Genomic DNA, 25,847 nt, shown 5'->3' on the forward strand with positions numbered 1-25,847 from the left:
GGGAACAAGGGGCAACAACGCCCGTCAACGCGCTCCGGTGTGAGTTGACCCACGGAGGGCACGTGACTCACTCCGTACGAGTGAATCCCCGGGTCCGGCGGCTTCGGCCGCGCACCGGCCCGCGACGCGCAGGCCGGTTGATTGACCGGGCGACAGGGTGGACTAAAGTGACGCGAAGCGGGAGGCGAGGCTCTCCCTGCTGGACTGAAACATCCGGAGACCAGGGCGACGTACCCCGGATCTCCCCACGTGCGCGGCGCGTACGTACGGCTCGGCCTCCTCCCGCTCACGGTCGGCTGTCGCTTCCGGCGCCGGCAGGCCCCGCTTCTCCGGGGGACCCCCGGCTCGCCGGGGGAGGGCGGGGACCCGGCGGTGCGTACCGTCGCGCCGGACCTGAGAGGCCGTCCCCGTTGAGCGAGAGTCGACACGTCCCGGTGATGCTCCAGCGGTGCCTGGACCTGCTGGCGCCCGCCCTGAAGGAGCCCGGTTCGGTCGTCGTGGACTGCACGCTCGGCCTCGGCGGCCACAGCGAGGCGCTGCTGGAGCGCTTCCCCGAGGCGCGGCTGATCGGCCTCGACCGCGACAAGGAGGCGCTGCGCCTGTCCGGCGAGCGGCTCGCCCGGTACGGGGAGCGCGCCACCCTGGTGTACGCCGTGTACGACGAGCTGCCCGGCGTCCTCGACCGGCTCGGCGTCCCGCGCGTCCAGGGGATCCTGTTCGACCTCGGCGTCTCCTCCATGCAGCTCGACGAGGCCGGCCGCGGCTTCGCCTACGCCCAGGACGCCCCGCTCGACATGCGCATGGACCAGTCGGCCGGCATCAGCGCCGCCGAGGTCCTCAACACCTACCCGCCCGGCGAGCTGGTGCGCATCCTGCGCGCGTACGGCGAGGAGAAGCAGGCCAAGCGGATCGTCTCCGCGATCGTGCGCGAGCGCGAGAAGGAGCCGTTCACCAACAGCGCCCGGCTGGTGGAGCTGATCCGCACGGCACTTCCGCAGGCCGCCAAGCGCACCGGCGGCAACCCCGCCAAGCGCACCTTCCAGGCGCTGCGTATCGAGGTCAACGGCGAGCTGTCGGTGCTGGAGCGGGCCGTCCCGGCGGCCGTGAAGGCGCTCGCCGTGGGCGGGCGGATCGCCGTGCTGTCCTACCACTCGCTGGAGGACCGGCTGGTCAAGCAGGTGTTCGCGGCCGGTGCCGCCAACACCGCGCCGCCCGGTCTCCCGGTGGTCCCCGAGCGCTACGCCCCCCGGCTCAAGCTGCTCACGCGCGGTGCCGAACTTCCCACCGAGGAAGAGATCGCCGAGAACCGGCGTGCGGCACCGGCGCGGCTGCGCGGGGCCCAGCGCATCAGGGAGGACGTCGAGTGAGGCAGCCGAGGCGGGGGTGCCGGCCGACGGCGGCCGCGGGTCCTGTCGCCGCCGCGGCGTCCGCGGTACGACGCCCGGCACGCTTCCCCACGGGGGGCGCCACCACGCGCCGGACCGCCCGGAGGCCCGGTGCCGGGCACGCCGGGCGCGTGGCCGAACACGCCGGGCACGCTGCGCGCGTGGCCGGGCACGCCGGGCACGCTGCGCGCGTGGCCGGGCACGCCGAGCACGCTGTGCGCGTGGCCGGGCACGCCGGGCCCGGGGGCAGGTGGCGGCGCGCCCACGCCGGGCGCACGCACCGGACGCCGGGCGGCCGCCCGGCGCGCGCAGACGCAGGGTTCGCGGCGGACGCCGGACGCGGGGAGGGCGAGTGAGCAGGAAACCCGAGCTGAAGGGCAGGGCGGCGCGGCTCGCCCGGCTCCTGCCCGCGGGCCGGGCGCGGGCCGCCCGTACGCCCTTCGTGCTGCTCGTCGTCCTCCTTCTCGGCGGCGGTCTCATCGTGCTGCTGGTGCTGAACTCCGCCCTGAGCGAGGGGTCGTTCCAGCTCGACGACCTGAAGGAGGAGACCAAGAGCCTCACCGACCAGGAGCAGGCCCTGCAACGCGACGTCGACGCCTACTCCGCTCCCCAGGCGCTCCAGCGCCGGGCCCGGGAACTGGGCATGGTGCCCGGCGGCGACCCCGCGTTCCTCACCCCCGACGGCAAGGTCAAGGGGTCCGCGAGCCCCGCCGCCGGCCCGGCCACCCCGCTGGTGGTCGCCCCCGAGGCGCTGGTCGCGCCGCCCGTCGCCACGACGCCGGGCACCGCCACGCCGGACACCGGCCCGGCACCGGACACGTCACCGGCCCCACCGGCGTCCTCACCGGCCACGACGCCCACACCCGCGCCCCCTCTGACCCCGTCCCCGACCTCCGGCAGGTGACCGAAGTGGATGGCGATTACGGCAGGCAGCAGCAGCGCCGCCGGGTGCCCGGACCCGCCCGGCCCGCCCGCCCCGGCGGTGGCCGGCGCCCCGGCCCCGGCGCCCGCCCGGCCCGCCGCCCCGCCCCGCCCCGTCCGGCCGCGCAGCGCCCCCTCCGGCTCGGCAGCCCGCGGCCCCGCCTGCGGCTGATCGGCCTGGCCCTGACCCTGGTCCTCATCGCGTTCACCGTGCGGCTGCTCCAGGTGCAGGCCGTCGACGCCGGCACCTACGCCGCCCGCGCCGAGCAGAACCGCTACGTCGTGCACGACCTCCCCGCCGAACGCGGCGGCATCACCGACCGCAACGGCGTCGCCCTGGCGACCACCGTGGACGCCTACGACATCACCGCCGACCCCACGATGTTCACCCGCGAGCAGCTGAAGGTCGGCGACGGTCCCGAGCAGGCCGCGGCGCTCCTCGCCCCGATCCTCGGCGCGGACCAGGAGGACCTGGCCGAAAAGCTCCGCCCGGCCGACAAGGACCTGCGCTACGTCCGCCTCGCCCGCAGCCGCACCCCGCAGGTCTGGAACCAGATCAAGGACCTGAAGACCGCCCTCGCCAGGAAGGCCGAGACGGACAGGTCCACGGTCAACGTCCTGGCCGGCGTCTTCGCAGACCCCAGCAGCAAGCGCGTGTACCCCAACGGCAGCCTCGCCGCCGGGGTCCTCGGCTGGGTCAACTCCGAGGGCGAGGGCAGCGGCGGCCTGGAGCGCAAGCTCGACAAGACGCTGGCCGGCCAGGACGGCAAGATCCGCTACGCCCAGTCCGGCGGCCTCAGGGTGCCCACCGTCGGCTCCACGGAGACCCCGGCCGTGCCCGGCAGCGACGTCGAGCTGACCATCGACCGCGACATCCAGTGGGCCGCCCAGCACGCCATCAGCGAGCAGGTGAAGAAGTCCGCCGCGGACGGCGGCTACGTCATCGTCCAGGACACCCGGACCGGCGAGATCCTCGCCATGGCCAACTCGCCCGGCTTCGACCCCGGCGACCTCGCCCACGCCGACCCCGAGGCGCTCGGCAACGCCGCCCTCCAGGACGCCTTCGAGCCGGGCTCCACCGCCAAGGTGATGTCGATGGCCGCGGTGCTGGAGGAGAACGTGGCCACACCGATGACCCACGTCACCGTGCCGAACCGGCTGCACCGCGGCGACCGGCTGTTCAAGGACGACGTCGACCATCCCACCTGGTACCTGACGCTCAACGGCGTGCTGGCCAAGTCCAGCAACATCGGGACCATCCTCGCCACCGGCCAGCTGGGCGAGAACCAGGCGGAGTCCAACAAGGTGCTCTACTCCTACCTGCGCAAGTTCGGCCTCGGCGAGTACAGCGGGCTCGGCTTCCCCGGCGAGACCAAGGGCATCCTCGCGCCCCCCGGCCAGTGGTCGACCTCGCAGCAGTACACGATTCCTTTCGGCCAGGGCGTGTCCGTCAACGCCCTCCAGGCCGCCTCCGTCTACTCGACGATCGCCAACGGCGGCGTCCGGATCGAACCCACGCTGGTGCGCGGCACCAAGGGCCCCGACGGACGCTTCACGCCCGCCCCGAAGCCCGAGAAGACCCGTGTGGTCAGCGAGAAGACGGCGAAGACGCTCGCGCGGATGCTGGAGTCCGTCGTCGACGACGAGGAGGGCACCGGCACCAAGGCCCGCATCCCCGGCTACCGGGTCGCGGGCAAGACGGGCACGGCCAACCGCGTGGATCCGGCCACCGGCAAGTACAAGGGCTACACCTCGTCGTTCGCCGGGTTCGCGCCCGCGGACCAACCCCGCGTCACCGTCTACTGCGCCATCCAGAACGCCACGAAGGGCAGCTACTTCGGCGGCCAGATCTGCGGACCCATCTACAAGCAGGTCATGGAGTTCGCCCTGAAGACCCTCCAGGTCCCGCCGACCGGGGCCGCCCCCGCCAACATCCCGGTCACCTTCAAACCCTGATCAGCACCGTTGCAGTACCGAGCCACCCAGGAACCACCCGTGACGACGATCACCCCCGACCCCGGGAACCACAGCCGCCCCGAGGCCTCCCCCCGCCCCTCGCTTCGCCCGGAAGCGGGTGCGCCCGGTACGCTCACCGCCGTGCCACAGCCTGATCAGTCCCAAACCACCCAGAAGGGCCAACCCGTGACATACCCGGGACCGCCCCGGCCGACGCGGGTCTCCGCCACACCCCTCGCGGAGCTCGCCGACCAGCTGGGTGTCACCGCGCCCGAGGGCACCGCCGAGGTCACGGGCATCACCCATGACTCCCGCGCCGTCCGCCCCGGCGACCTGTACGCCGCCCTGCCCGGCGCCCGCGCCCACGGCGCCGACTTCGTCACCCAGGCCGCCGGTCTGGGCGCCGCCGCGGTGCTGACCGACCCCTCCGGCGCCGAACGCGTCGCCGCGACCGGTCTTCCGGCGCTCGTCGTCGACGACCCGCGCGCGCGGATGGGCGAACTGGCGGCCACGATCTACGGCCACCCCGGCCGCGATCTGCTCCAGATCGGCATCACCGGCACCTCCGGCAAGACCACGACCGCCTACCTGGTCGAGGGCGGCCTGCGCACGGCGAAGTCCACCGGCCTGATCGGCACGGTGGAGATGCGCATCGGCGACGAGCGCATCAAGTCCGAGCGCACCACGCCCGAGGCCACCGACCTCCAGGCGCTGTTCGCGGTCATGCGCGAGCGCGGCACCGAAGCGGTCGCCATGGAGGTCTCCAGCCACGCCCTGGTGCTGGGCCGGGTCGACGGCTGCGTCTTCGACGTCGCCGTCTTCACCAACCTCAGCCCGGAGCACATGGAGTTCCACTCCGGCATGGAGGACTACTTCCAGGCCAAGGCGCAGCTGTTCACGCCGCTGCGCAGCAGGCTGGGCGTGGTCAACGTGGACGACGAGTACGGCCGCCGGCTCGCCAAGGAGGCCGGCGTCCCGGTGATCACCTACTCCGCCGAGGGGCACCCCGACGCGGACTGGCGCGCCGACGACGTCGAGGTCGGCCCGCTGGACTCGACGTTCACCGTCATCGGCCCCGAGGGCGACCGGTTCGCCGCCAAGTCCCCGCTGGCCGGGCCGTTCAACGTGGCGAACACCCTCGCCGCGATCGTCGCCCTGGCCGCCGCCGGCCTCGACCCGCAGGCCGCCGCCGACGGCGTCGCCGCGGTGCCGGGCGTGCCCGGCCGCCTGGAGCGGGTGGACGCCGGGCAGCCGTACCTCGCGGTGGTCGACTACGCCCACAAGACCGACGCCGTCGAGTCCGTCCTCAAGGCGCTGCGCAAGGTCACCGAGGGCAGGCTGCACGTCGTGCTCGGCTGCGGCGGCGACCGGGACACCACCAAGCGCGAGCCGATGGGCGCCGCCGCGGCCCGGCACGCCGACACCGCCGTGCTGACCTCCGACAACCCCCGTTCCGAGGACCCCCTCGCCATCCTGGCGACCATGCTCCAGGGTGCCGCGTCCGTGCCCGCGCACGAGCGCGGCGAGGTGCAGGTCTTCGAGGACCGGGCCGCCGCCATCGCCGCCGCGGTCGCCCGCGCCGAACCCGGCGACACCGTGCTGGTCGCGGGCAAGGGCCACGAACAGGGCCAGGACATCGCCGGCGTGGTCCGGCCGTTCGACGACCGCCAGGTGCTGCGCGAAGCCATCCAGAAGTCCCAGGGCCGCTGACCCTCCGAAGGACCCGGGGATGACAATCCAGAAGATGCAGGGGATGAACTTGTGATCGCCCTCTCTCTCGCCGAGATCGCAGAAGTCGTCGGCGGGCAGATGCACGACATACCGGATCCGTCCGCCGAGGTCACCGGGCCGGTCGTCCGGGACTCCCGCGAGGCGGGGCCCGGCAGCCTCTTCGTCGCCTTCGTCGGCGAGCGCGTGGACGGCCACGACTTCGCCCCGGCGGTCGTCGAGGCGGGAGCGGTGGCCGTGCTCGGCTCCCGCCCCGTCGGCGTGCCCGCGATCGTGGTGGACGACGTGCAGAACGCCCTCGGTGCCCTCGCCCGTCACGTCGTACGGCGCCTGGGGGCCACCCTCGTGGCCCTCACCGGCTCCGCAGGCAAGACCAGCACCAAGGACCTCATCGCCCAGGTGCTCCAGCGCAAGGCGCCGACGGTGTTCACGCCCGGCTCGCTCAACAACGAGATCGGGCTGCCGCTCACCGCGCTCAGCGCCACCGAGGAGACCCGGTTCCTGGTGCTGGAGATGGGCGCCCGCGGCATCGGCCACATCCGGTACCTCACCGAACTGACCCCGCCGCGCATCGGCCTGGTCCTCAACGTCGGCTCCGCGCACATCGGCGAGTTCGGCGGCCGGGAGCAGATCGCGCAGGCCAAGGGCGAACTCGTGGAGTCGCTCCCCGCGGCGGACGAGGGCGGGGTGGCGGTCCTCAACGCGGACGACCCCTACGTACGGGCCATGGCCTCCCGTACGAAGGCGAAGGTGGTCCTTTTCGGAGAGTCCGACGAAGCGGACGTCCGTGCCGAGAACGTGCGACTCACGGACACCGGACAGCCCTCCTTCAGGCTTCACACACCCTCCGGTGCAAGCGATGTGACCATGCGCCTGTACGGTGAGCACCACGTGTCGAACGCGCTCGCCGCGGCCGCCGTCGCCCACGAGTTGGGCATGTCCGCAGACGAGATCGCCCGCGCGCTCTCCGAGGCGGGCTCCCTCTCCCGCTGGCGGATGGAGGTCACCGAGCGCCCGGACGGCGTGACGGTCGTCAACGACGCCTACAACGCGAACCCCGAGTCCATGAAGGCCGCCCTGCGCGCGCTGGCGGCCATCGGCAAGGGGCGCCGTACGTGGGCGGTGCTCGGCAAGATGGCCGAGCTCGGGGACGAGGCGCTCGCCGAGCACGACGCGGTCGGACGGCTCGCCGTCCGGCTCAACGTCAGCAAGCTCGTCGCAGTGGGGGGCCAGGAGGCCGCCTGGCTGCAACTGGGCGCATATAACGAGGGTTCGTGGGGTGAGGAGTCGGTGCACGTGTCCGACGCACAGGCGGCGGTCGACCTGTTGCGCAGCGAGTTGCGCCCGGGGGACGTCGTGCTCGTGAAGGCGTCCCGTTCGGTGGGGCTGGAGGCCGTCGCGGCGGCGCTGCTCGAGCCCGGCGCCGAGGGTGAGGTTGCCGCCCGATGATGAAGCAGATCCTGTTCGCAGGAGTCATTGGCCTCTTCCTCACCCTGATCGGCACCCCGCTGCTGATCAAGCTCCTGGCCCGCAAGGGCTACGGTCAGTACATCCGCGACGACGGACCGCGCGAGCACGCCAGCAAGCGCGGTACGCCGACGATGGGTGGCATCGCCTTCATCCTGGCCACGGTCGCCGCCTACTTCCTGGCCAAGGTGATCACCAGCTCACTGGACCCCGAGGCGGACGCGGCGCCGACCTTCTCAGGTCTGCTGGTGCTCGGCCTGATGGTCGGCATGGGCCTGGTCGGCTTCCTCGACGACTACATCAAGATCGTCAAACGGCGGTCGCTGGGCCTGCGGGCCAAGGCCAAGATGGCCGGCCAGCTCATCGTCGGCATCGCCTTCGCCGTGCTCTCGCTCCAGTTCGCGGACAACCGCGGCAACACCCCGGCCTCCACCAAGCTGTCGTTCATCACCGACTTCGGCTGGTCGATCGGCCCGGTGCTGTTCGTCGTCTGGGCGCTGTTCATGATCCTCGCGATGTCGAACGGCGTGAACCTCACCGACGGCCTCGACGGCCTGGCCACCGGTGCCTCCGTCCTGGTCTTCGGCGCCTACACCTTCATCGGCGTCTGGCAGTTCCAGGAGTCCTGCGCCAACGCCCAGACCCTGACCAACCCCAACGCCTGCTACGAGGTGAGGGACCCCCTCGACCTGGCGGTGGTCGCGTCCGCGCTGATGGGCGCCTGCCTCGGCTTCCTGTGGTGGAACACCTCACCGGCCAAGATCTTCATGGGCGACACCGGTTCGCTCGCGCTCGGCGGCGTGCTCGCGGGTCTGGCGATCTGCTCCCGCACCGAGCTGCTCCTCGCCATCCTCGGTGGCCTGTTCGTCCTGATCACCATGTCCGTGGTGATCCAGGTCGGGTCCTTCCGCCTCACCGGCAAGCGGGTCTTCCGGATGGCGCCACTCCAGCACCACTTCGAACTCAAAGGCTGGTCCGAAGTCCTTGTCGTGGTCCGCTTCTGGATCATCCAGGGCATCTGTGTGATCGTCGGACTGGGCCTCTTCTACGCGGGATGGGCAGCGGACAAGTGACCTCCTCGGTGTCTTCGGAGTCCTCGGAGTCCTCGGAATTCTCCGGCAAGCACGTCACCGTCGCCGGGCTCGGCGTCTCCGGCGTCCCGGCGGCCAAGGTGCTGCACGGGCTCGGCGCGATCGTCACCGTCGTCAACGACGGCGACGACGAACGCGCCCGCGCGCAGGCGGCCGAGCTGGAGGAACTCGGCGTCACCGTGCGCCTCGGCGACGGCGACACCCTGCCCGAGGGCACCGAGCTGATCGTCACCGCGCCGGGCTGGAAACCCACCAAGCCGCTGTTCGCCGCCGCCGACGCGGCCGGCGTCCCGGTCTGGGGCGACGTCGAACTGGCCTGGCGGCTGCGCGGCCCCGACGCCGCGCCCTGGCTCTGCGTGACCGGCACCAACGGCAAGACGACCACCGTCCAGATGCTGGCGTCGATCCTGAAGGCCGCCGGACTGCGCACCGCCGCCGTCGGCAACATCGGCGTCTCGCTGCTGGACGCGGTCACCGGCGGCGAGGAGTACGACGTCCTCGCGGTGGAGCTGTCCAGCTACCAGCTGCACTGGGCGCCCTCCCTGCGCGCCCACTCCGCCGCCGTGCTGAACCTCGCGCCCGACCACCTCGACTGGCACGGCTCCATGGAGGCGTACGCCCGCGACAAGGGCCGTGTCTACGAGGGCAATCGCATCGCCTGCGTCTACAACGTCGCCGACAAGGCCACCGAGGACCTGGTCCGCGAGGCCGACGTCGAAGAGGGCTGCCGGGCCGTCGGCTTCACCCTCGGCACTCCGGCGCCCTCCCAACTCGGCGTCGTGGAGGGCATCCTGGTCGACCGCGCCTTCGTCGAGGACCGGCACAAGAACGCCCAGGAGCTGGCCGAGGTCTCCGACGTGAACCCGCCGGCGCCGCACAACGTCGCCAACGCCCTTGCCGCCGCGGCCCTCGCCCGGGCCTTCGGCGTCCCCGCCGCGGCCGTACGGGACGGGCTGCGGGCCTTCACCCCCGACGCCCACCGCATCGCGCACGTCGCCGACGTGGACGGCGTGGCCTACGTGGACGACTCCAAGGCCACCAACACCCACGCCGCCGAGGCGTCCTTGGCGGCGTACGACCCGATCGTCTGGATCGCCGGCGGGCTCGCCAAGGGCGCCACGTTCGACGAACTCGTGGCCGGTGCCGCCAAGCGGCTGCGCGGGGTCGTGCTCATCGGCGCCGACCGCGCGCTGATCCGCGAAGCCCTGGCGCGACACGCCCCGGAAGTACCCGTCGTCGACCTCGACCGGACCGACACTGGGGCGATGCTCCAGGCCGTCCAGGAGGCCCGGCGGCTGGCGAGGCCCGGCGACACGGTGCTGCTCGCCCCGGCCTGTGCCTCCATGGACATGTTCACCAACTACACCAAGCGCGGCGACGCGTTCGCCCGGGCCGTCCGCGAACTCGGCGCGCAGTAGACCCCGGCCGCCTGCGCCGGGCGACCTCGGGAGGGACGCGTGGGACGCGCGAGTGACAGCGGAGGCGCCGATGCCCGTTAGCCGCACCGGTCGGCCGCCCGTGCAGCGGGCGCCCCGCCGCCCCGCCGCCCCGCGGCCCCGGCACGAGAACGCCGTCCTACGCCTCCACACGCGCCTGCGCCGCGCCTGGGACCGGCCGCTCACCGCGTACTACCTGATCCTCGGCGGCAGCTCGCTGATCACCGTCCTCGGGCTGGTGATGGTCTACTCGGCCTCGCAGATCACCGCGCTCCAGCTGTCCCTGCCGGGCTCGTACTTCTTCCGCAAGCAGTTCCTGGCCGCCCTGATCGGCGCCGGGCTGCTGCTGCTCGCCATGCGGATGCCGGTGAAGCTGCACCGGGCGCTGGCCTATCCGATCCTGGCCGGTGCCGTGTTCCTGATGGCCCTGGTGCAGGTGCCGGGGATAGGGATGTCGGTCAACGGCAACCAGAACTGGATCTCGATCGGGGGGCCCTTCCAGCTCCAGCCCAGCGAGTTCGGCAAGCTCGCCCTGGTGCTGTGGGGTGCCGACCTGCTCGCCCGCAAGCAGGACAAGCGGCTGCTGACCCAGTGGAAGCACATGCTGGTGCCGCTGGTGCCGGTCGCCTTCCTGCTGCTCGGGCTGATCATGCTCGGCGGCGACATGGGTACGGCGATCATCCTGACGGCGATCCTGTTCGGGCTGCTGTGGCTGGCCGGCGCCCCGACCCGGCTGTTCGCCGGCGTGCTGGCCGTCGCCGCGCTGCTCGGCGCCATCCTGATCAAGACCAGCCCCAACCGCATGGCGCGGCTCGCCTGCATCGGCGCCACCGACCCCGGCCCGGACGACGCCTGCTGGCAGGCCGTGCACGGCATCTTCGCCCTGGCCTCCGGCGGACTGTTCGGTTCCGGACTCGGGGCCAGTGTGGAGAAATGGGGCCAACTCCCCGAAGCGCACACCGACTTCATCTTCGCCGTCACCGGTGAGGAACTGGGCCTGGCGGGGACGCTGTCGGTACTCGCCCTCTTCGCGGCTCTAGGCTATGCGGGTATCCGCGTGGCCGGACGCACGGAGGACCCCTTCGTGAGGTATGCCGCGGGAGGCGTGACCACCTGGATCACGGCCCAGGCCGTGATCAACATGGGTGCGGTGCTCGGTCTGCTGCCGATCGCCGGCGTCCCGCTCCCGCTGTTCTCCTACGGGGGTTCCGCCCTGCTGCCGACCATGTTCGCCATCGGGCTGCTGATCGCCTTCGCGCGCGACGAGCCCGCTGCGCGGGCGGCGCTCGCGGTGCGGCAACCTCGCTTTGGTAGAAAGCGGGGGACCGGGGGCACCGGGTCCAAGCGGAACCCCCGGAGTTGGAACACGATGCGACGGCGTGCCTCGGCGGCGCGCTCGTCCGGAGAGCGGTGAATTTCGGTGCATGTCGTACTCGCCGGCGGAGGAACCGCGGGCCACATCGAGCCCGCGCTCGCCCTCGCGGACGCCCTGCGCAGGCAGGATCCGAGCGTGGGCATCACGGCCCTGGGCACGGAGCGGGGCCTGGAGACGCGGCTGGTGCCCGAGCGCGGCTACGAGCTGGCGCTGATCCCGGCCGTCCCGTTGCCGCGCAAGCCCACTCCCGAGCTGATCACCGTCCCGGGCCGGCTGCGCGGCACGATCAAGGCGACCGAGCAGATCCTGGAGCGCACCAAGGCGGACGTCGTGGTCGGCTTCGGCGGCTATGTCGCGCTGCCCGGCTACCTCGCCGCCAAGCGGCTCGGCGTGCCGATCGTCATCCACGAGGCCAACGCCCGCCCGGGCCTGGCCAACAAGATCGGCTCGCGCTACGCCGCACAGGTCGCCGTGGCCACCCCCGACAGCAAGCTGCGCAACTCCCGCTACATCGGCATCCCGCTGCGCCACTCCATCGCGACCCTGGACCGGGCGGCCGTGCGCCCCGAGGCCCGCGCGATGTTCGGGCTCGACCCCAACCTGCCGACGCTGCTGGTCTCCGGCGGCTCGCAGGGCGCCCGCCGGCTCAACGAGGTCGTGCAGCAGGTCGCGCCCTGGCTCCAGCAGGCCGGCATCCAGATCCTGCACGCGGTCGGCCCGAAGAACGAACTGCCGCAGGTGCAGCAGATGCCGGGGATGCCCCCGTACATCCCGGTAAGTTACGTGGACCGGATGGACCTCGCGTACGCCGCGGCCGACATGATGCTCTGCCGGGCGGGCGCGATGACCGTCGCCGAACTCTCCGCCGTCGGGCTCCCGGCCGCGTACGTCCCGCTGCCCATCGGCAACGGCGAACAGCGGCTCAACGCCCAGCCGGTGGTCAAGGCCGGCGGCGGACTGCTGGTCGACGACGCGGAACTGACGCCCGAGTGGGTGCAGCACAACGTCCTGCCCGTGCTCGCCGACCCGCACCGGCTGTACGAGATGTCCCGCGCAGCCGCCGAGTTCGGCCGCCGGGACGCCGACGACCTGCTCGTCGGCATGGTGTACGAGGCGGTCAACGCCCACCGTGCACACCGCTAGGCCCCTTTGACGGAAGGCAGGAAGCGTGGCCGGACCGACGACCGCCGAGCGTGGTGAACGTCAGCAGGAGTCGTCGTCCGGCCCGCCCGCCGGGCGGCGGTTCACCCGCCCCCGCCTTCGTACGATCGTCATCCTGGCCCTCGGCCTCGTGCTCCTGGCCTCCGGCACCGTCTGGGTGCTGTACGGCTCGAACTGGCTGCGCGTGGAACGGGTCTCGGTCACCGGCACCCGCGTCCTCACCCCCGAACAGGTGCGTGAGGCCGCGGACGTCCCCGTCGGGGACCCCCTGGTGTCCGTCGACACCGGCGCGATCGAGGCCCGGCTGGCCCGGAAACTGCCCCGGATCGACACGGTCGACGCCGTTCGTTCCTGGCCCGCCGGAATCGGACTGAAAGTGACCGAGCGCACTCCGGTTCTTACGGTGAAAAAGGGCGGAAAGTATGTTGAAGTGGACGATGAAGGCGTCCGATATGCCACGGTTTCTCGCGCTCCTAAAGGCGTCCCGACGCTGGAATTGACCCTCTCGAGCAAGGGCCCCGCCGCCGCGAGCCTGCGCCGCTTCGGCGAGGACCGGCTCGTCCGCGAGGCAGTGCGGGTCGCCGCCCGCATTCCGGCCGCGGTCGCGCGCGACACGCGCACCGTCAAGGTCCGTTCCTACGACGACATCTCGCTGGAGTTGAGCCGCGGTCGCACCGTCGTCTGGGGCAGCGGCGAGCAGGGCCGCGACAAGGCCCGCGCTCTGACCGCGCTGATGAAAGCGGCACCCGATGCGCGGCACTTCGACGTAAGTGTCCCCAGCGCGCCCGCGTCATCGGGGAGTTGACGCACATCCGCGCAGGCCAGCACCCTGGTTGGGCAGCGCTACGGCTGATCACATAGGGTGAAAAGAAAAACGGGAGGTTCGGCGTGTTCGTTGAACGCGCGCCACGTGTCGACTTAGTGTCCTGTTCAGAAGACTTCAGGGAACAGACACACTGGTAACCCTAAACTTCAGCGTTAGGGTTCGGGTCGGCGCTACGGACCGTCCCATTCGGCATCAGTCGTCGGTTCGCGGGGCAGCAGTGCTTCCACGATTCGACGACACGTAACTCGAGGCGAGAGGCCTTCGACGTGGCAGCACCGCAGAACTACCTCGCAGTCATCAAAGTCATCGGTGTCGGCGGCGGTGGTGTCAATGCCATCAACCGGATGATCGAGGTCGGTCTCAAGGGTGTCGAGTTCATCGCCATCAACACGGACGCACAGGCACTGTTGATGAGCGACGCCGACGTCAAGCTGGACGTCGGCCGCGAACTCACCCGCGGACTCGGCGCCGGAGCCAACCCGGCCGTCGGCCGCAAGGCCGCCGAGGACCACCGCGAGGAGATCGAGGAGGTCCTCAAGGGGGCCGACATGGTCTTCGTGACAGCCGGTGAAGGCGGCGGCACCGGCACCGGCGGCGCGCCCGTCGTGGCCAACATCGCACGCTCGCTCGGCGCACTCACCATCGGCGTGGTGACGCGCCCGTTCACCTTCGAGGGGCGGCGCCGCGCGAACCAGGCCGAGGACGGCATCGCCGAGCTGCGCGAAGAGGTCGACACCCTCATCGTCATCCCCAACGACCGGCTGCTGTCCATCTCGGACCGCCAGGTCAGCGTGCTCGACGCGTTCAAGTCCGCCGACCAGGTGCTGCTCTCCGGTGTGCAGGGCATCACCGACCTCATCACCACGCCGGGCCTGATCAACCTCGACTTCGCCGACGTCAAGTCGGTCATGTCGGAGGCCGGTTCGGCGCTCATGGGCATCGGCTCGGCCCGCGGTGACGACCGTGCGGTGGCCGCGGCCGAGATGGCGATCTCCTCGCCGCTGCTGGAGGCGTCCATCGACGGCGCCCGCGGTGTGCTGCTCTCCATCTCCGGCGGCTCCGACCTCGGTCTGTTCGAGATCAACGAGGCCGCCCAGCTGGTCAGCGAGGCGGCCCACCCCGAGGCCAACATCATCTTCGGCGCGGTCATCGACGACGCCCTCGGCGACGAGGTCCGGGTCACCGTGATCGCGGCCGGCTTCGACGGCGGACAGCCCCCGGCCAAGCAGCGGGACAACGTCCTCGGCTCCTCCTCGGCCAAGCGCGAGGAGCCCGCCCCGGCCCGGCAGACCGAGAGCCGCCCGTCCTTCGGCTCGCTCGGCAGCGTCAAGCCGAAGGAGGAGCCCGAGCCGGCCGCGCCGGAGCCGGCGGCCGATCTGCCGCCGGTGGCCCCGCCGCCTCCGGTCCCGCCGTCGCGGACCTACTCGGACAGCGCGGCCGAGGAGCTGGATGTGCCGGACTTCCTGAAGTGATAGGACAGCGCGACACCGTGAACGGCGCGCACTTCGCCTTCACCGACAGGTGGGGCGGGGTGAGCGCCGTTCCGTACGAAGAGCTCAATCTCGGCGGAGCGGTCGGCGACGACCCCGCCGCCGTCACGGCCAACCGCGAGCTGGCGGCCAAGTCGCTCGGCGTCGACCCCTCCCGGGTGGTCTGGATGAACCAGGTGCACTCGGCGGACGTCGCCGTGGTCGACGGCCCCTGGGGGGAGGGGCCGGTGCCGTCGGTCGACGCGGTCGTCACCGCCGGGCGCGGTCTGGCCCTCGCCGTCCTCACCGCCGACTGCGTTCCCGTCCTCCTCGCCGACCCGGTCGCCGGTGTCGCCGCCGCGGCCCACGCCGGTCGGCCCGGCATGGTGGCCGGCGTCGTCCCCGCCGCCGTGCGCGCCATGACGGAACTCGGCGCCGACCCCGCCCGGATCACCGCCCGCACCGGGCCGGCCGTGTGCGGGCGGTGCTACGAGGTGCCCGAGCGGATGCGCGCCGAGGTGGCCGCCGTCGAGCCGGCGGCGTACGCCGAGACGAGCTGGGGCACTCCGGCGGTCGACGTGAGCGCCGGGGTGCACGCGCAGCTCGAGCGTCTCGGGGTGCGCGACCGGGCGCAGTCGCCGGTGTGCACCCGGGAGTCGCGGGACCACTTCTCCTACCGACGCGACCGCACCACCGGGCGGCTCGCGGGCTATGTCTGGCTGGACTGATGGGGCATGACGGACCGTAAGGACGAACTCGCCGGAAACCTGGCGAAGGTGGAGGAGCGGATCGCCGCGGCGTGTGCGGCGGCCGGGCGCCCCCGCGAGGACGTGACCCTGATCGTGGTCACCAAGACGTACCCGGCGAGCGATGTGCGCGTCCTCGCCGAACTCGGTGTGCGGCACGTCGCCGAGAACCGGGACCAGGACGCGGCCCCCAAGGCCGTCGAGTGCACGGACCTGCCGCTCAGCTGGCACTTCGTCGGTCAGTTGCAGACCAACAAGGTGCGCAGTGTGGTCGGTTATGCCGATTTCGTGCAGTCCGTGGATCGTCCCAAGCTCGTCACAGCTCTGTCGAAGGAGGCCGTGCGGGCCGGGCGCGAGATCGGGTGCCTGATCCAGGTCGCCCTGGACGCGGGGGAGAGCGGCCGGGGCGAGCGCGGAGGCGTGGCGCCCGGCGGAATCGAAGAGTTGGCCGAGCTCGTCGCCGGCTCGCCCGGGCTCCGGCTCGGCGGACTGATGACCGTGGCCCCGCTGACCGGGGAGTACGCGGGGCGCCAACGGGCGGCGTTCGAGCGCCTCATGGATTTGTCGACCGACCTGCGCCGCGCCCATCCGGCTGCGAACATGGTCTCCGCAGGGATGAGCGCGGACCTCGAGGAGGCCGTGGCCGCCGGGGCGACACATGTGCGCGTCGGCACCGCGGTACTCGGAGTCCGCCCCAGGCTCGGGTAACGTCGCCAAGAAGTCGGACCACAGCAGAAAATATGGTCATTACCGTCGAAAGGCGGACGCAACGACCTCGTGGATCGCAGGCACTTGGCAGTCGTCAGCCGATCCACCACAGAGCGGAGGACTCAGAGCATGGCCGGCGCGATGCGCAAGATGGCGGTCTACCTCGGCCTCGTGGAGGACGATGGGTACGACGGCCGGGGGTTCGACCCCGACGACGACTTCGAACCGGAACTGGACCCGGAGCCCGAGCGGGACCACCGCAGGCACGAGCCGTCGCACCAGTCCCACGGATCGCACGGCTCGCACCAGCCCCAAAGGGACGAAGAGGTACGAGTCGTACAGCCGCCCGCGCCGCGGGAGCCGGTGTCCCGGTCCGCTTCGCTGCCCGCGGAATCCGGTCGCCCGGCGCGCATCGCGCCCGTGGCATCCATCACACAAGAACGCGCAAGCCTGGAAAAGAGCGCACCGGTCATCATGCCCAAGGTCGTGTCCGAACGAGAGCCCTACCGGATCACCACACTTCACCCCCGGACCTACAACGAGGCCCGTACCATCGGGGAACACTTCCGGGAGGGCACACCGGTGATCATGAATCTCACTGAGATGGATGACACAGATGCGAAGCGACTTGTCGACTTTGCGGCCGGTTTGGTGTTTGGTCTTCACGGCAGTATCGAGCGGGTGACGCAGAAGGTGTTCCTGTTGTCGCCTGCTAACGTCGATGTCACGGCGGAGGACAAGGCCCGCATCGCAGAGGGCGGGTTCTTCAACCAGAGCTGAGACGAGAAGGATCAGGGGAGAGGGAAGCACAGGATCATGGGCGTGTTTCTGGATGTCGTGTACATCGCGCTGATGTGCTTCCTCATCGTGCTCATCTTCCGGTTGGTCATGGACTACGTCTTCCAGTTCGCCCGCTCGTGGCAACCCGGCAAGGCGATGGTGGTCGTTCTGGAGGCCACCTACACTGTCACCGATCCACCGCTGAAGCTTCTGCGGCGGTTCATCCCGCCGCTGCGTCTCGGGGGCGTGGCGCTCGACCTGTCCTTCTTCGTACTGATGATCATCGTCTACATCCTGATCTCGATCGTGAGCCGGCTGTGAGCGATGAGAGAACTACGGGCTTGCCGAATGCCGACGACAACGTTGAGGTGAAGAGATGCCGTTGACCCCCGAGGACGTGCGGAACAAGCAGTTCACGACCGTCCGCCTCCGAGAAGGCTATGACGAGGACGAGGTCGATGCCTTCCTCGACGAGGTCGAAGCCGAACTGACCCGTCTGCTCCGCGAGAACGAGGACCTGCGTGCCAAGCTGGCCGCGGCCACGCGTGCGGCCGCGCAGAACCAGCAGAACATGCGGAAGGGTCCTCCCGAGCAGCAGGACGGGCAGCAGGGCGGCCCTCAGCAGGGTGGCATGCCCCAGCAGGGCATGCGCGGTCCCGGCGCTCCCGTTCCCGCCGGCATATCGGGCCCGCCGCAGCAGCACGGCGGCCCCATGGGTGGCCCGCCCCAGCTGCCGAGCGGTGCCCCGCAGCTGCCCGCCGGTCCCGGCGGTCAGGGTGGCCCGCAGGGTCCCGGCCCGATGGGCCAGGGTCCGGGGCCGATGGGCCAGGGCCCGGGTCCGATGCAGGGCCAGATGGGTCCCGGTCCGATGGGCGGCCCCATGGGCGGCCCGCAGGGCCCCGGTGGTCCGGGCATGCCCGGCCAGGGCGGCCCCGGTGGCGACAGCGCCGCGCGTGTTCTGTCGCTGGCCCAGCAGACCGCCGACCAGGCGATCGCCGAGGCCCGTTCCGAGGCCAACAAGATCGTCGGTGAGGCCCGTTCGCGTGCCGAGGGTCTGGAGCGCGACGCCCGTGCCAAGGCGGACGCCCTGGAGCGGGACGCGCAGGAGAAGCACCGCGTCGCGATGGGCTCGCTGGAGTCCGCCCGCGCCACGCTGGAGCGCAAGGTCGAGGACCTGCGCGGCTTCGAGCGCGAGTACCGTACGCGGCTGAAGTCCTACCTGGAGTCGCAGCTGCGTCAGCTGGAGACCCAGGCCGACGACTCGCTGGCCCCGCCGCGCACGCCCGCGACGGCGTCCCTCCCGCCGTCCCCGGCGCCCTCGATGGCTCCGGCCGGCGCGAGCTCTCCGTCGTACGGCGGCAACCAGTCGATGGGCAGCGGTCCGAGCCAGTCGTCGTCCGGGCCGTCCTACGGCGGGCAGCAGCAGATGTCGCCGGCGATGACCCAGCCGATGGCGCCGGTGCGTCCGCAGGGGCCGTCGCCGATGGGGCAGGCGCCGTCGCCGATGCGCGGGTTCCTGATCGACGAGGACGACAACTGACGGCGGGTGCCGGCCGGTGACGACCGGTAGTACGGCGCTGTAGTCGGCAGCGTTCAGGGCGGGCCCCGGGTTTCTGACCCGGGGCCCGCCCTTGTGCTGTGCGGGTTGCGGGGCGGGCGGCGTTTCCGCTGGGGGGCGCGCAACGCCCCCTGGTCCGGGTCGGCAGCAAAGGGCCCGGCGCCCTCGGGGAGGGAGCCGGGCCCTGCTGGTGGTCGGTTACTGCTTGCGGAGGCGGAACGCCAGGGTCAGGGGCTCGTCCGTGAACGGGGAGCCGTAGGTGTCGTCCGCCTCGCCCTGGGCGAAGTCCGTGGCGAGGACCTCGTCGGCGATCAGGGCGGCGTGGTCGGTCAGGGCGGCGGTCACCGCCGGGTCCGTGGCCGTCCAGCGGAGCGCGATGCGGTCGGCGACGTCCAGGCCGCTGTTCTTGCGGGCCTCCTGGATCAGGCGGATCGCGTCCCGGGCGAGGCCGGCGCGGCGCAGCTCCTCGGTGATCTCCAGGTCGAGGGCGACCGTGGCGCCCGCGTCGGAGGCGACCGACCAGCCCTCGCGCGGGGTCTCCGTGATGATGACCTCGTCCGGGGCCAGCGTGATCGTCTCGCCGTCGACCTCCACCGACGCCGTGCCCTCGCGCAGGGCGAGGGACAGGGCGGCGGCGTCCGCGTGCGCGATGGCCTTGGCCACGTCCTGGACGCGCTTGCCGAACCGCTTGCCCAGCGCGCGGAAGTTCGCCTTGGCCGTGGTGTCGACCAGGCTGCCGCCGACCTCGCTCAGCGAGGCGAGCGACTCGACGTTCAGCTCCTCGGTGATCTGCGTGCGCAGCTCGGGGGAGAGGGCCTCGAAGCCCGCCGCCGCGATCAGCGCGCGCGACAGCGGCTGGCGCGTCTTGACACCCGACTCGGCGCGCGAGGCGCGGCCCAGCTCCACCAGGCGGCGGACCAGGACCATCTGCCGCGACAGCTCCGGGTCGATGGCCGACAGGTCGGCCTCCGGCCAGGAGGACAGGTGGACCGACTCGGGGGCCCCGGGGGCGACCGGCACGACCAGGTCCTGCCAGACCCGCTCGGTGATGAACGGAGTCAGCGGCGCCATCAGCTTGGTGACCGTCTCGACGACCTCGTGCAGCGTGCGCAGCGCGGCCTTGTCGCCCTGCCAGAAGCGGCGCCGGGAGCGGCGCACGTACCAGTTCGACAGGTCGTCGACGAACGCGGACAGCAGCTTGCCGGCGCGCTGGGTGTCGTAGCCGTCCAGCGCCTGGGTGACCTGGTCGGTCAGCGCGTGCAGCTCGGACAGCAGCCAGCGGTCCAGCACCGGGCGGTCGGCCGGGGCCGGGTCGGCCTCGCTCGGGGCCCAGCCCGCGGTGCGGGCGTACAGGGCCTGGAAGGCGACCGTGTTCCAGTAGGTCAGGAGGGTCTTGCGCACCACCTCCTGGATGGTGCCGTGACCGACGCGGCGGGCCGCCCACGGGGAGCCTCCGGCCGCCATGAACCAGCGGACCGCGTCGGCGCCGTGCTGGTCCATGAGCGGGATCGGCTGGAGGATGTTGCCCAGGTGCTTGGACATCTTGCGGCCGTCCTCGGCGAGGATGTGGCCGAGGCAGACCACGTTCTCGTACGAGGACTTGCCGAAGACCAGCGTGCCGACCGCCATCAGCGTGTAGAACCAGCCGCGGGTCTGGTCGATGGCCTCGCTGATGAACTGCGCCGGGTAGCGGGACTCGAACAGCTCCTTGTTCTTGTACGGGTAGCCCCACTGCGCGAACGGCATGGAACCGGAGTCGTACCAGGCGTCGATGACCTCCGGCACGCGCGTGGCCGTCTTCGCGCAGCCGTCCTCGGGGCAGGCGAAGGTCACGTCGTCGATGTACGGCCGGTGCGGGTCGAGGGCGGACTGGTCGGTGCCGGTCAGCTCGGTCAGCTCCGCGCGGGAGCCGACGCAGGTGAGGTGGCCGTCCTCGCAGCGCCAGATGGGCAGCGGGGTGCCCCAGTAGCGGTTGCGGGACAGCGCCCAGTCGATGTTGTTGTTCAGCCAGTCGCCGTAGCGGCCGTGCTTGACGGTGTCGGGGAACCAGTTGGTCCGCTCGTTCTCCGCGAGGAGCTGGTCCTTGACGGCCGTGGTGCGGATGTACCAGGACGGCTGCGCGTAGTAGAGCAGCGCGGTGTGGCAGCGCCAGCAGTGCGGGTAGCTGTGCTCGTACGGGATGTGCCGGAAGAGCAGGCCGCGCTCGTCCAGGTCGGCCGTGAGCTTCTCGTCGGCCTTCTTGAAGAAGACGCCCCCGACCAGCGGGAGGTCCTCCTCGAAGGTGCCGTCCGGGCGGACCGGGTTGACGACCGGGAGGCCGTAGGAGCGGCAGACCTTGAGGTCGTCCTCACCGAAGGCGGGGGACTGGTGGACCAGGCCCGTGCCGTCCTCGGTGGTGACGTAGTCGGCGTTGACGACGTAGTGCGCCGGCTCCGGGAACTCCACCAGCTCGAAGGGGCGCCGGTACGTCCAGCGCTCCATCTCGGCGCCGGTGAAGGTCTGGCCGGTGGCCTCCCAGCCCTCGCCGAGGGCCTTGGCGACCAGCGGCTCCGCGACGACCAGCTTCTCCCGGCCGTCGGTGGCGACGACGTAGGTCACCTCGGGGTGCGCGGCGACGGCGGTGTTGGAGACCAGGGTCCACGGGGTGGTCGTCCAGACCAGCAGGGCGGCCTCGCCGGCGAGGGGGCCGGAGGTCAGGGGGAAGCGGACGTAGACGGAGGGGTCGACGACCGTCTCGTAGCCCTGGGCCAGCTCGTGGTCGGACAGGCCGGTGCCGCAGCGGGGGCACCAGGGGGCGACGCGGTGGTCCTGGACCAGCAGGCCCTTGTTGAAGATCTCCTTCAGCGACCACCAGACGGACTCGATGTACTCCGGCTCCATGGTCACGTAGGCCTCGTCGAGGTCGACCCAGTAGCCCATGCGGGTGGTCAGCTCGGAGAAGGCGTCGGTGTGGCGGAGCACGGACTCGCGGCACTTGGCGTTGAACTCGGCGATGCCGTACGCCTCGATGTCCTTCTTGCCGGAGAAGCCCAGCTCCTTCTCCACCGCCAGCTCCACGGGCAGGCCGTGGCAGTCCCAGCCGGCCTTGCGGGCCACGTGGTAGCCGCGCATGGTGCGGAAGCGGGGGAAGACGTCCTTGAAGACGCGGGCCTCGATGTGGTGGGCGCCGGGCATGCCGTTGGCGGTGGGCGGGCCCTCGTAGAAGACCCACTCGGGGCGGCCTGCGGACTGCTCCAGGCTCTTGGCGAAGATCTTCTGCTCGCGCCAGAAGTCGAGCACCGCGTGCTCGAGCGCGGGCAGGTCGACCTGGGCGGGTACCGGGCGGTACTGCGGCGGCGTATTCAACGGGCTTCCTCCGGCGGACGTGCTGCCTTCCGTCGGAGGGACGAGAGCCGTGCTCCCGCGGTACCACCCTCCTTGGCTCCCGGTGCCTGGGGTGCGCCGGTGAGCCCCCTCATTGGGCTCGCGATGCCGGGTCTACTCGACGCGGGTTCGTGCCCCGCGGCTTTCTTCCGGCGGCTCCGGGGTGATCTTCACGTCGCGCTCGCCCCCGGGCTCCCACCGTCCCCGGGTCGCTCTGGGCTGCGTACGCCGCTACTCGTCCCCATCCACGCTTTTCGCTCCGCCCAGTGTACGGCGCCGGACGGACAGCGGCCGACCGGTTTCTCCGCCGCCGGGCCCGGAGCGCCGTACGGCGTGCCATGCCCCGAATGGCGCGGCGGGTGCGTGCGGGCCGCCGGGGGTGCGGACGGGCGGATTACCCGGCGGGGAGCTGGGCACAACGGATGCAGGTTCGCCGCGCGGCATCCGCGAGGCGGGCGAATCGGGCGGTGTGCCCCGTTGCCGCGGGACTGAAGTCGATTTATCGTCCCAGCACGATTCGCGAGCAAGATCACAATATGTGAAGGGGCCGCGGCATGGTGGCGAAGAAGACGGCCGAAAAGCTGTCGGCGTCCGGCAGGTCCACCGGTGCCGGCGCCGCCGCCTCCGGTGGTGCGGGTCCGGCCTCCGGCGGGGCTAAGGGGGTGGGCGGGAAGAAGGCGACGGGGTCCGCGGCGGCCGAGAAGGCCACCGCCAGGAAGGCCACCGCGACGAAGGCGGCGGCCAAGAAGGCGGCCACGGCGAAGGCGGCGAAGGCGGCGAAGACGGAGAACGCTGCGAAGGCCGCGGCGCAGAAGGCCCCGGAGGGGAAGACGGCGGCGAAGAAGACGGCGAAGAAGGCGTCCGCGGCCAAGAAGGCGGCCAAGAAGTCGGCGGCCAAGAAGGCGGCGAAGAAGACGGCGGCCACGAAGGTGGCGGCGGCAGTGAAGAAGCCGGCGGCCGAGGAGGCCGCCGCCGGGAAGGCCGGTGCCCGCCAGGCGGCGGCCCCCGAGAGCACGGCCAAGAAGGCGGGCGCGGCGCAGGCCGCGGAGCAGACGGGAGCCACGACGGTGGTTGCGAAGAAGACTCCTGGCACGGCCACGGCGGCCAAGACAGCCGTACCCAAGGCGCGAGGAGCCGCGGCGGAGCCCGGCGACCTCGCGGTGCGCCCCGGCGAGGACCCCTGGACCCCGGAGGAGGTCGAGGAGGCACGCGGCGAGCTCCAGTCCGAGGAGGCCCGGCTGCGCACCGAGATCGACTCGTCCGAGCGCTCCCTGGCCGGCCTCATGCGCGACTCCGGGGACGGCGCGGGCCACGACGAGGCGGACACCGGCAGCAAGAACATCACGCGCGAGCACGAACTGGCGCTCGCCGCCAACGCGCGCGAGATGCTCACGCAGACCGAGCGCGCCCTGGAACGGCTGGACGCGGGCACCTACGGACTGTGCGAGAACTGCGGCAACCCCATCGGCAAGGCCCGCATGCAGGCCTTCCCGCGGGCCACCCTGTGCGTGGAGTGCAAGCAGAAGCAGGAACGCCGGTAACCGGGCGGCCCTGCCCCGTACGCCTCCTGAGCGGGTGCGGGGTGCGGGGCGTGCCGTACCCTCGTCCTCAGTCAGGTACCTAGGTCGAGGGACTCACGTGGCAGAGGCGGAGCGCATCATCGGTACGCCGGACACTCCGGACGCGGCGGGGGACGGGCAGCAGCGGCCCGACGCCGGGCAGGCACGGACCCCGGCCGCCGCCGACGGCACCGGCGTGGACGGCCCGGCCGGTGACCGCGCCGCCGACGCGGCCGGGCCCTCCGCCGGTGACGCCGTCCCCGCGGACGGCGAGGGCGGTGCGACGGACGGCGGTGCGGCCGGCCGGCCGCGGGGCAGGCGCCGGATCGCCGTGCTGTTCGCGGTCGCCGCGTTCGCGTACGTCCTGGACCTGATCAGCAAGATGATCGTGGTCGCCGAGCTGGAGCACCACGAGCCCATCGAGGTCATCGGCGACTGGCTGCGCTTCGAGGCCGTCCGCAACGCCGGCGCGGCCTTCGGCTTCGGCGAGGCCTTCACCGTGATCTTCACGGCGATCGCGGCCGTGGTGATCGTCGTCATCGTCCGGCTCGCCCGCAAGCTCTACAGCCTGCCCTGGGCGATCGCGCTCGGTCTGCTGCTCGGCGGCGCGCTCGGCAACCTCACCGACCGGATCTTCCGCTCGCCGGGCGTCTTCCGGGGCGCGGTCGTCGACTTCATCGCGCCCAAGCACTTCGCCGTCTTCAACCTCGCCGACTCGGCGATCGTCTGCGGCGGCATCCTGATCGTGCTGCTGTCCTTCAAGGGCCTCGACCCGGACGGCACCGTCCACCGCGACTGAGCCACCGCAGGTGAGGCGCTGTCGGACCCGTCCGGCATACTCGACGGGGTGAGCACCCTTCCCGAGATCCGTACCCTGCCCGTGCCCGACGGCCTGGAGGGCGAGCGCGTCGACGCCGCCATCTCCCGCATGTTCGGCTTCTCCCGTACCAAGGCCGCGGAGCTTGCCGCGGCGGGCAAGGTGCAGGTCGACGGCGCGGTGGTCGGCAAGTCCGAGCGGGTGCGCGGCGGCGCCTGGCTGGAGGTCGAGATGCCGCAGGCGCCCGCGCCGGTGCAGGTGGTCGCCGAGCCCGTCGAGGGCATGGAGATCGTGCACGACGACGAGGACGTGGTCGTGATCGTCAAGCCGGTCGGAGTCGCCGCCCACCCGTCGCCGGGCTGGTCCGGCCCGACCGTCATCGGCGGGCTGGCCGCCGCCGGGTACCGCATCTCGACCTCCGGCGCCGCCGAGCGGCAGGGCATCGTGCACCGCCTCGACGTGGGCACGTCCGGGCTGATGGCGGTCGCCAAGTCGGAGCGGGCGTACACCTCGCTCAAGCGCCAGTTCAAGGAGCGCACGGTCGACAAGCGCTACCACACGCTGGTGCAGGGCCACCCGGACCCCACCAGCGGCACCATCGACGCGCCCATCGGCCGGCACCCCACCCACGACTACAAGTGGGCGGTCACCGCCGACGGCAAGCCCTCCGTCACGCACTACGACCTGGTCGAGGCCTTCCGCGCCGCCTCTCTGCTCGACGTGAAGCTGGAGACGGGCCGCACCCACCAGATCCGCGTCCACATGGCCGCCCACCGCCACCCCTGCGTCGGCGACCTGACCTACGGCGCCGACCCGACGCTCGCCAAGCGGCTGCGCCTGACCCGGCAGTGGCTGCACGCGGTCCGGCTCGGCTTCGAGCACCCCGGCACCGGCGACTGGGTGGAGTACGCCAGCGACTACCCGGACGACCTCCAGCAGGCCCTGGACCAGGTCCGTGAGGAGACCTACGGATGAGCGTCACCGCTGAGTACGCGGTGCGGGTCGCCGAGAGCGACGCCGACCGCGAGGCGTGCTTCGCGGTGCGCAAGGACGTCTTCGTCGCCGAGCAGGGCGTCCCCGAGGACATCGAGTACGACGCCCACGACGCCGGCGCCGTGCACGTCCTCGCGGTCCGCGCGGACGGCGTGCCGCTCGGCACCGGGCGGCTGCTGCACGGGGCGGCCGCCGCGGCCAGGACCGGCGGCGATCCGGCCGTCGGCTCCCTCGGGCGGCTCGCGGTGACTGCCGCCGCCCGCGGCCTCGGCGTCGGGGCCGCGCTGGTGCGGGCGATCGAGGACGCGGCACGCGCGCGCGGGCTCACCGCGGTCGACCTGCACGCGCAGACCCACGCGCTCGGCTTCTACGAGCGGCTGGGCTACGAGGCGTACGGGCCGGAGTTCCCCGACGCGGGGATCCCGCACCGCGCGATGCGCCGCGCGCTGTAGCCGCCGGGCCGCCGCGCGCTGCGCCGTACCGGCGCCGAAGAGACTGGTGGGACGGG

The 25,847-nt window shown here is 72.0% G+C and carries 21 protein-coding genes; 20 read left to right on the plus strand and 1 reads right to left on the minus strand.

Going from position 1 to position 25,847, the window contains the following annotated elements; genetic code table 11:
• The first annotated feature begins 410 nt into the window (after nucleotides 1–410).
• The 16 genes from rsmH to ACZ45Q_RS10490 all read left to right on the plus strand — a co-directional run bounded on the left by rsmH (nucleotide 411) and on the right by ACZ45Q_RS10490 (nucleotide 18,589).
• Nucleotides 411–1,367 (plus strand): 16S rRNA (cytosine(1402)-N(4))-methyltransferase RsmH, encoded by a 957-nt coding sequence (gene rsmH / locus ACZ45Q_RS10415; RefSeq protein ID WP_468257816.1) that lies wholly within the window; start codon nucleotides 411–413, stop codon nucleotides 1,365–1,367.
• 370 nt (nucleotides 1,368–1,737) lie between these two features.
• The gene (ftsL, locus tag ACZ45Q_RS10420; RefSeq protein ID WP_468257819.1) at nucleotides 1,738–2,289 is read left to right on the plus strand and encodes a cell division protein FtsL; all 552 of its coding nucleotides are present in this window, start codon (nucleotides 1,738–1,740) and stop codon (nucleotides 2,287–2,289) included.
• Nucleotides 2,290–2,294: 5 nt separating this feature from the next.
• Nucleotides 2,295–4,262 carry a peptidoglycan D,D-transpeptidase FtsI family protein gene (locus ACZ45Q_RS10425; RefSeq protein ID WP_468258580.1) on the plus strand — a complete coding sequence of 656 codons (1,968 nt, stop codon included), beginning with the start codon at nucleotides 2,295–2,297 and terminating at the stop codon, nucleotides 4,260–4,262.
• Nucleotides 4,263–4,448: 186 nt separating this feature from the next.
• Nucleotides 4,449–5,972, plus strand: coding sequence for a UDP-N-acetylmuramoyl-L-alanyl-D-glutamate--2,6-diaminopimelate ligase (locus ACZ45Q_RS10430; RefSeq protein WP_468257821.1), 1,524 nt, complete (start codon nucleotides 4,449–4,451; stop codon nucleotides 5,970–5,972).
• A gap of 51 nt (nucleotides 5,973–6,023) precedes the next feature.
• Nucleotides 6,024–7,439, plus strand: coding sequence for a UDP-N-acetylmuramoyl-tripeptide--D-alanyl-D-alanine ligase (locus ACZ45Q_RS10435; RefSeq protein WP_468257824.1), 1,416 nt, complete (start codon nucleotides 6,024–6,026; stop codon nucleotides 7,437–7,439).
• A complete protein-coding gene (mraY, locus tag ACZ45Q_RS10440) occupies nucleotides 7,439–8,530 on the plus strand; it encodes a phospho-N-acetylmuramoyl-pentapeptide-transferase (protein ID WP_468258583.1) in 1,092 nt (363 codons plus the stop codon). Before ACZ45Q_RS10435 ends, mraY begins: the two co-directional genes overlap by 1 nt.
• Nucleotides 8,512–9,966 (plus strand): UDP-N-acetylmuramoyl-L-alanine--D-glutamate ligase, encoded by a 1,455-nt coding sequence (murD, locus tag ACZ45Q_RS10445; protein WP_468257827.1) that lies wholly within the window; start codon nucleotides 8,512–8,514, stop codon nucleotides 9,964–9,966. The genes mraY and murD overlap by 19 nt, the downstream gene beginning before the upstream one ends.
• A 70-nt stretch (nucleotides 9,967–10,036) precedes the next feature.
• Complete coding sequence (ftsW, locus tag ACZ45Q_RS10450) at nucleotides 10,037–11,398, plus strand: putative lipid II flippase FtsW (RefSeq protein WP_468257830.1); 1,362 nt, start codon at nucleotides 10,037–10,039, stop codon at nucleotides 11,396–11,398.
• Between the two features lie 6 nt (nucleotides 11,399–11,404).
• A complete protein-coding gene (gene murG / locus ACZ45Q_RS10455) occupies nucleotides 11,405–12,502 on the plus strand; it encodes an undecaprenyldiphospho-muramoylpentapeptide beta-N-acetylglucosaminyltransferase (protein ID WP_468257833.1) in 1,098 nt (365 codons plus the stop codon).
• A gap of 25 nt (nucleotides 12,503–12,527) precedes the next feature.
• Nucleotides 12,528–13,325, plus strand: a complete 798-nt coding sequence (gene ftsQ, locus ACZ45Q_RS10460; protein WP_468257836.1) for a cell division protein FtsQ — start codon at nucleotides 12,528–12,530, stop codon at nucleotides 13,323–13,325.
• Nucleotides 13,326–13,612: 287 nt separating this feature from the next.
• Nucleotides 13,613–14,818 (plus strand): cell division protein FtsZ, encoded by a 1,206-nt coding sequence (gene ftsZ, locus ACZ45Q_RS10465; RefSeq protein ID WP_468257839.1) that lies wholly within the window; start codon nucleotides 13,613–13,615, stop codon nucleotides 14,816–14,818.
• Nucleotides 14,815–15,543, plus strand: coding sequence for a peptidoglycan editing factor PgeF (pgeF, locus tag ACZ45Q_RS10470; protein WP_468257842.1), 729 nt, complete (start codon nucleotides 14,815–14,817; stop codon nucleotides 15,541–15,543). Before ftsZ ends, pgeF begins: the two co-directional genes overlap by 4 nt.
• 6 nt (nucleotides 15,544–15,549) lie before the next feature.
• Nucleotides 15,550–16,269, plus strand: coding sequence for a YggS family pyridoxal phosphate-dependent enzyme (locus ACZ45Q_RS10475; protein WP_468257844.1), 720 nt, complete (start codon nucleotides 15,550–15,552; stop codon nucleotides 16,267–16,269).
• 129 nt (nucleotides 16,270–16,398) lie between these two features.
• The gene (locus tag ACZ45Q_RS10480) at nucleotides 16,399–17,049 is read left to right on the plus strand and encodes a cell division protein SepF (protein WP_468257847.1); all 651 of its coding nucleotides are present in this window, start codon (nucleotides 16,399–16,401) and stop codon (nucleotides 17,047–17,049) included.
• Nucleotides 17,050–17,085: 36 nt separating this feature from the next.
• On the plus strand, nucleotides 17,086–17,370 hold the full coding sequence (locus ACZ45Q_RS10485; RefSeq protein ID WP_468257850.1) for a YggT family protein: 285 nt from the start codon (nucleotides 17,086–17,088) through the stop codon (nucleotides 17,368–17,370).
• A gap of 55 nt (nucleotides 17,371–17,425) precedes the next feature.
• A complete protein-coding gene (locus ACZ45Q_RS10490) occupies nucleotides 17,426–18,589 on the plus strand; it encodes a DivIVA domain-containing protein (protein ID WP_468257853.1) in 1,164 nt (387 codons plus the stop codon).
• A 216-nt stretch (nucleotides 18,590–18,805) separates the two neighbouring features.
• Here the strand turns inward: ACZ45Q_RS10490 and ileS are convergent, their stop codons facing one another.
• The gene (gene ileS, locus ACZ45Q_RS10495; protein WP_468257856.1) at nucleotides 18,806–21,952 is read right to left on the minus strand and encodes an isoleucine--tRNA ligase; all 3,147 of its coding nucleotides are present in this window, start codon (nucleotides 21,950–21,952) and stop codon (nucleotides 18,806–18,808) included.
• Nucleotides 21,953–22,524: 572 nt separating this feature from the next.
• Here ileS and ACZ45Q_RS10500 point away from each other — a divergent pair.
• The 4 genes from ACZ45Q_RS10500 (at nucleotide 22,525) to ACZ45Q_RS10515 (ending at nucleotide 25,791) form a co-directional block, all read left to right on the plus strand.
• Nucleotides 22,525–23,511 (plus strand): TraR/DksA family transcriptional regulator, encoded by a 987-nt coding sequence (locus tag ACZ45Q_RS10500; RefSeq protein WP_468257859.1) that lies wholly within the window; start codon nucleotides 22,525–22,527, stop codon nucleotides 23,509–23,511.
• Nucleotides 23,512–23,608: 97 nt separating this feature from the next.
• The gene (lspA, locus tag ACZ45Q_RS10505; RefSeq protein WP_468257862.1) at nucleotides 23,609–24,328 is read left to right on the plus strand and encodes a signal peptidase II; all 720 of its coding nucleotides are present in this window, start codon (nucleotides 23,609–23,611) and stop codon (nucleotides 24,326–24,328) included.
• A gap of 48 nt (nucleotides 24,329–24,376) precedes the next feature.
• On the plus strand, nucleotides 24,377–25,321 hold the full coding sequence (locus ACZ45Q_RS10510; protein ID WP_468257865.1) for an RluA family pseudouridine synthase: 945 nt from the start codon (nucleotides 24,377–24,379) through the stop codon (nucleotides 25,319–25,321).
• On the plus strand, nucleotides 25,318–25,791 hold the full coding sequence (locus tag ACZ45Q_RS10515; protein ID WP_468257867.1) for a GNAT family N-acetyltransferase: 474 nt from the start codon (nucleotides 25,318–25,320) through the stop codon (nucleotides 25,789–25,791). Before ACZ45Q_RS10510 ends, ACZ45Q_RS10515 begins: the two co-directional genes overlap by 4 nt.
• Nucleotides 25,792–25,847: the final 56 nt, after the last annotated feature.

This window comes from Streptomyces sp. NPDC031049, assembly GCF_055571015.1.

What these genes read in the sequence shown, in the direction of transcription:
- mraY (WP_468258583.1), top strand. Translation starts at nt 7,439, where the DNA reads ATGAAGCAGATCCTGTTCGCAGGAGTCATTGGCCTCTTCCTCACCCTG.
- murD (WP_468257827.1), top strand. Translation starts at nt 8,512, where the DNA reads ATGGGCAGCGGACAAGTGACCTCCTCGGTGTCTTCGGAGTCCTCGGAG.
- ftsW (WP_468257830.1), top strand. Translation starts at nt 10,037, where the DNA reads ATGCCCGTTAGCCGCACCGGTCGGCCGCCCGTGCAGCGGGCGCCCCGC.
- ACZ45Q_RS10475 (WP_468257844.1), top strand. Translation starts at nt 15,550, where the DNA reads ATGACGGACCGTAAGGACGAACTCGCCGGAAACCTGGCGAAGGTGGAG.
- ACZ45Q_RS10480 (WP_468257847.1), top strand. Translation starts at nt 16,399, where the DNA reads ATGGCCGGCGCGATGCGCAAGATGGCGGTCTACCTCGGCCTCGTGGAG.
- ACZ45Q_RS10485 (WP_468257850.1), top strand. Translation starts at nt 17,086, where the DNA reads ATGGGCGTGTTTCTGGATGTCGTGTACATCGCGCTGATGTGCTTCCTC.
- ACZ45Q_RS10490 (WP_468257853.1), top strand. Translation starts at nt 17,426, where the DNA reads ATGCCGTTGACCCCCGAGGACGTGCGGAACAAGCAGTTCACGACCGTC.
- ACZ45Q_RS10500 (WP_468257859.1), top strand. Translation starts at nt 22,525, where the DNA reads ATGGTGGCGAAGAAGACGGCCGAAAAGCTGTCGGCGTCCGGCAGGTCC.
- ACZ45Q_RS10515 (WP_468257867.1), top strand. Translation starts at nt 25,318, where the DNA reads ATGAGCGTCACCGCTGAGTACGCGGTGCGGGTCGCCGAGAGCGACGCC.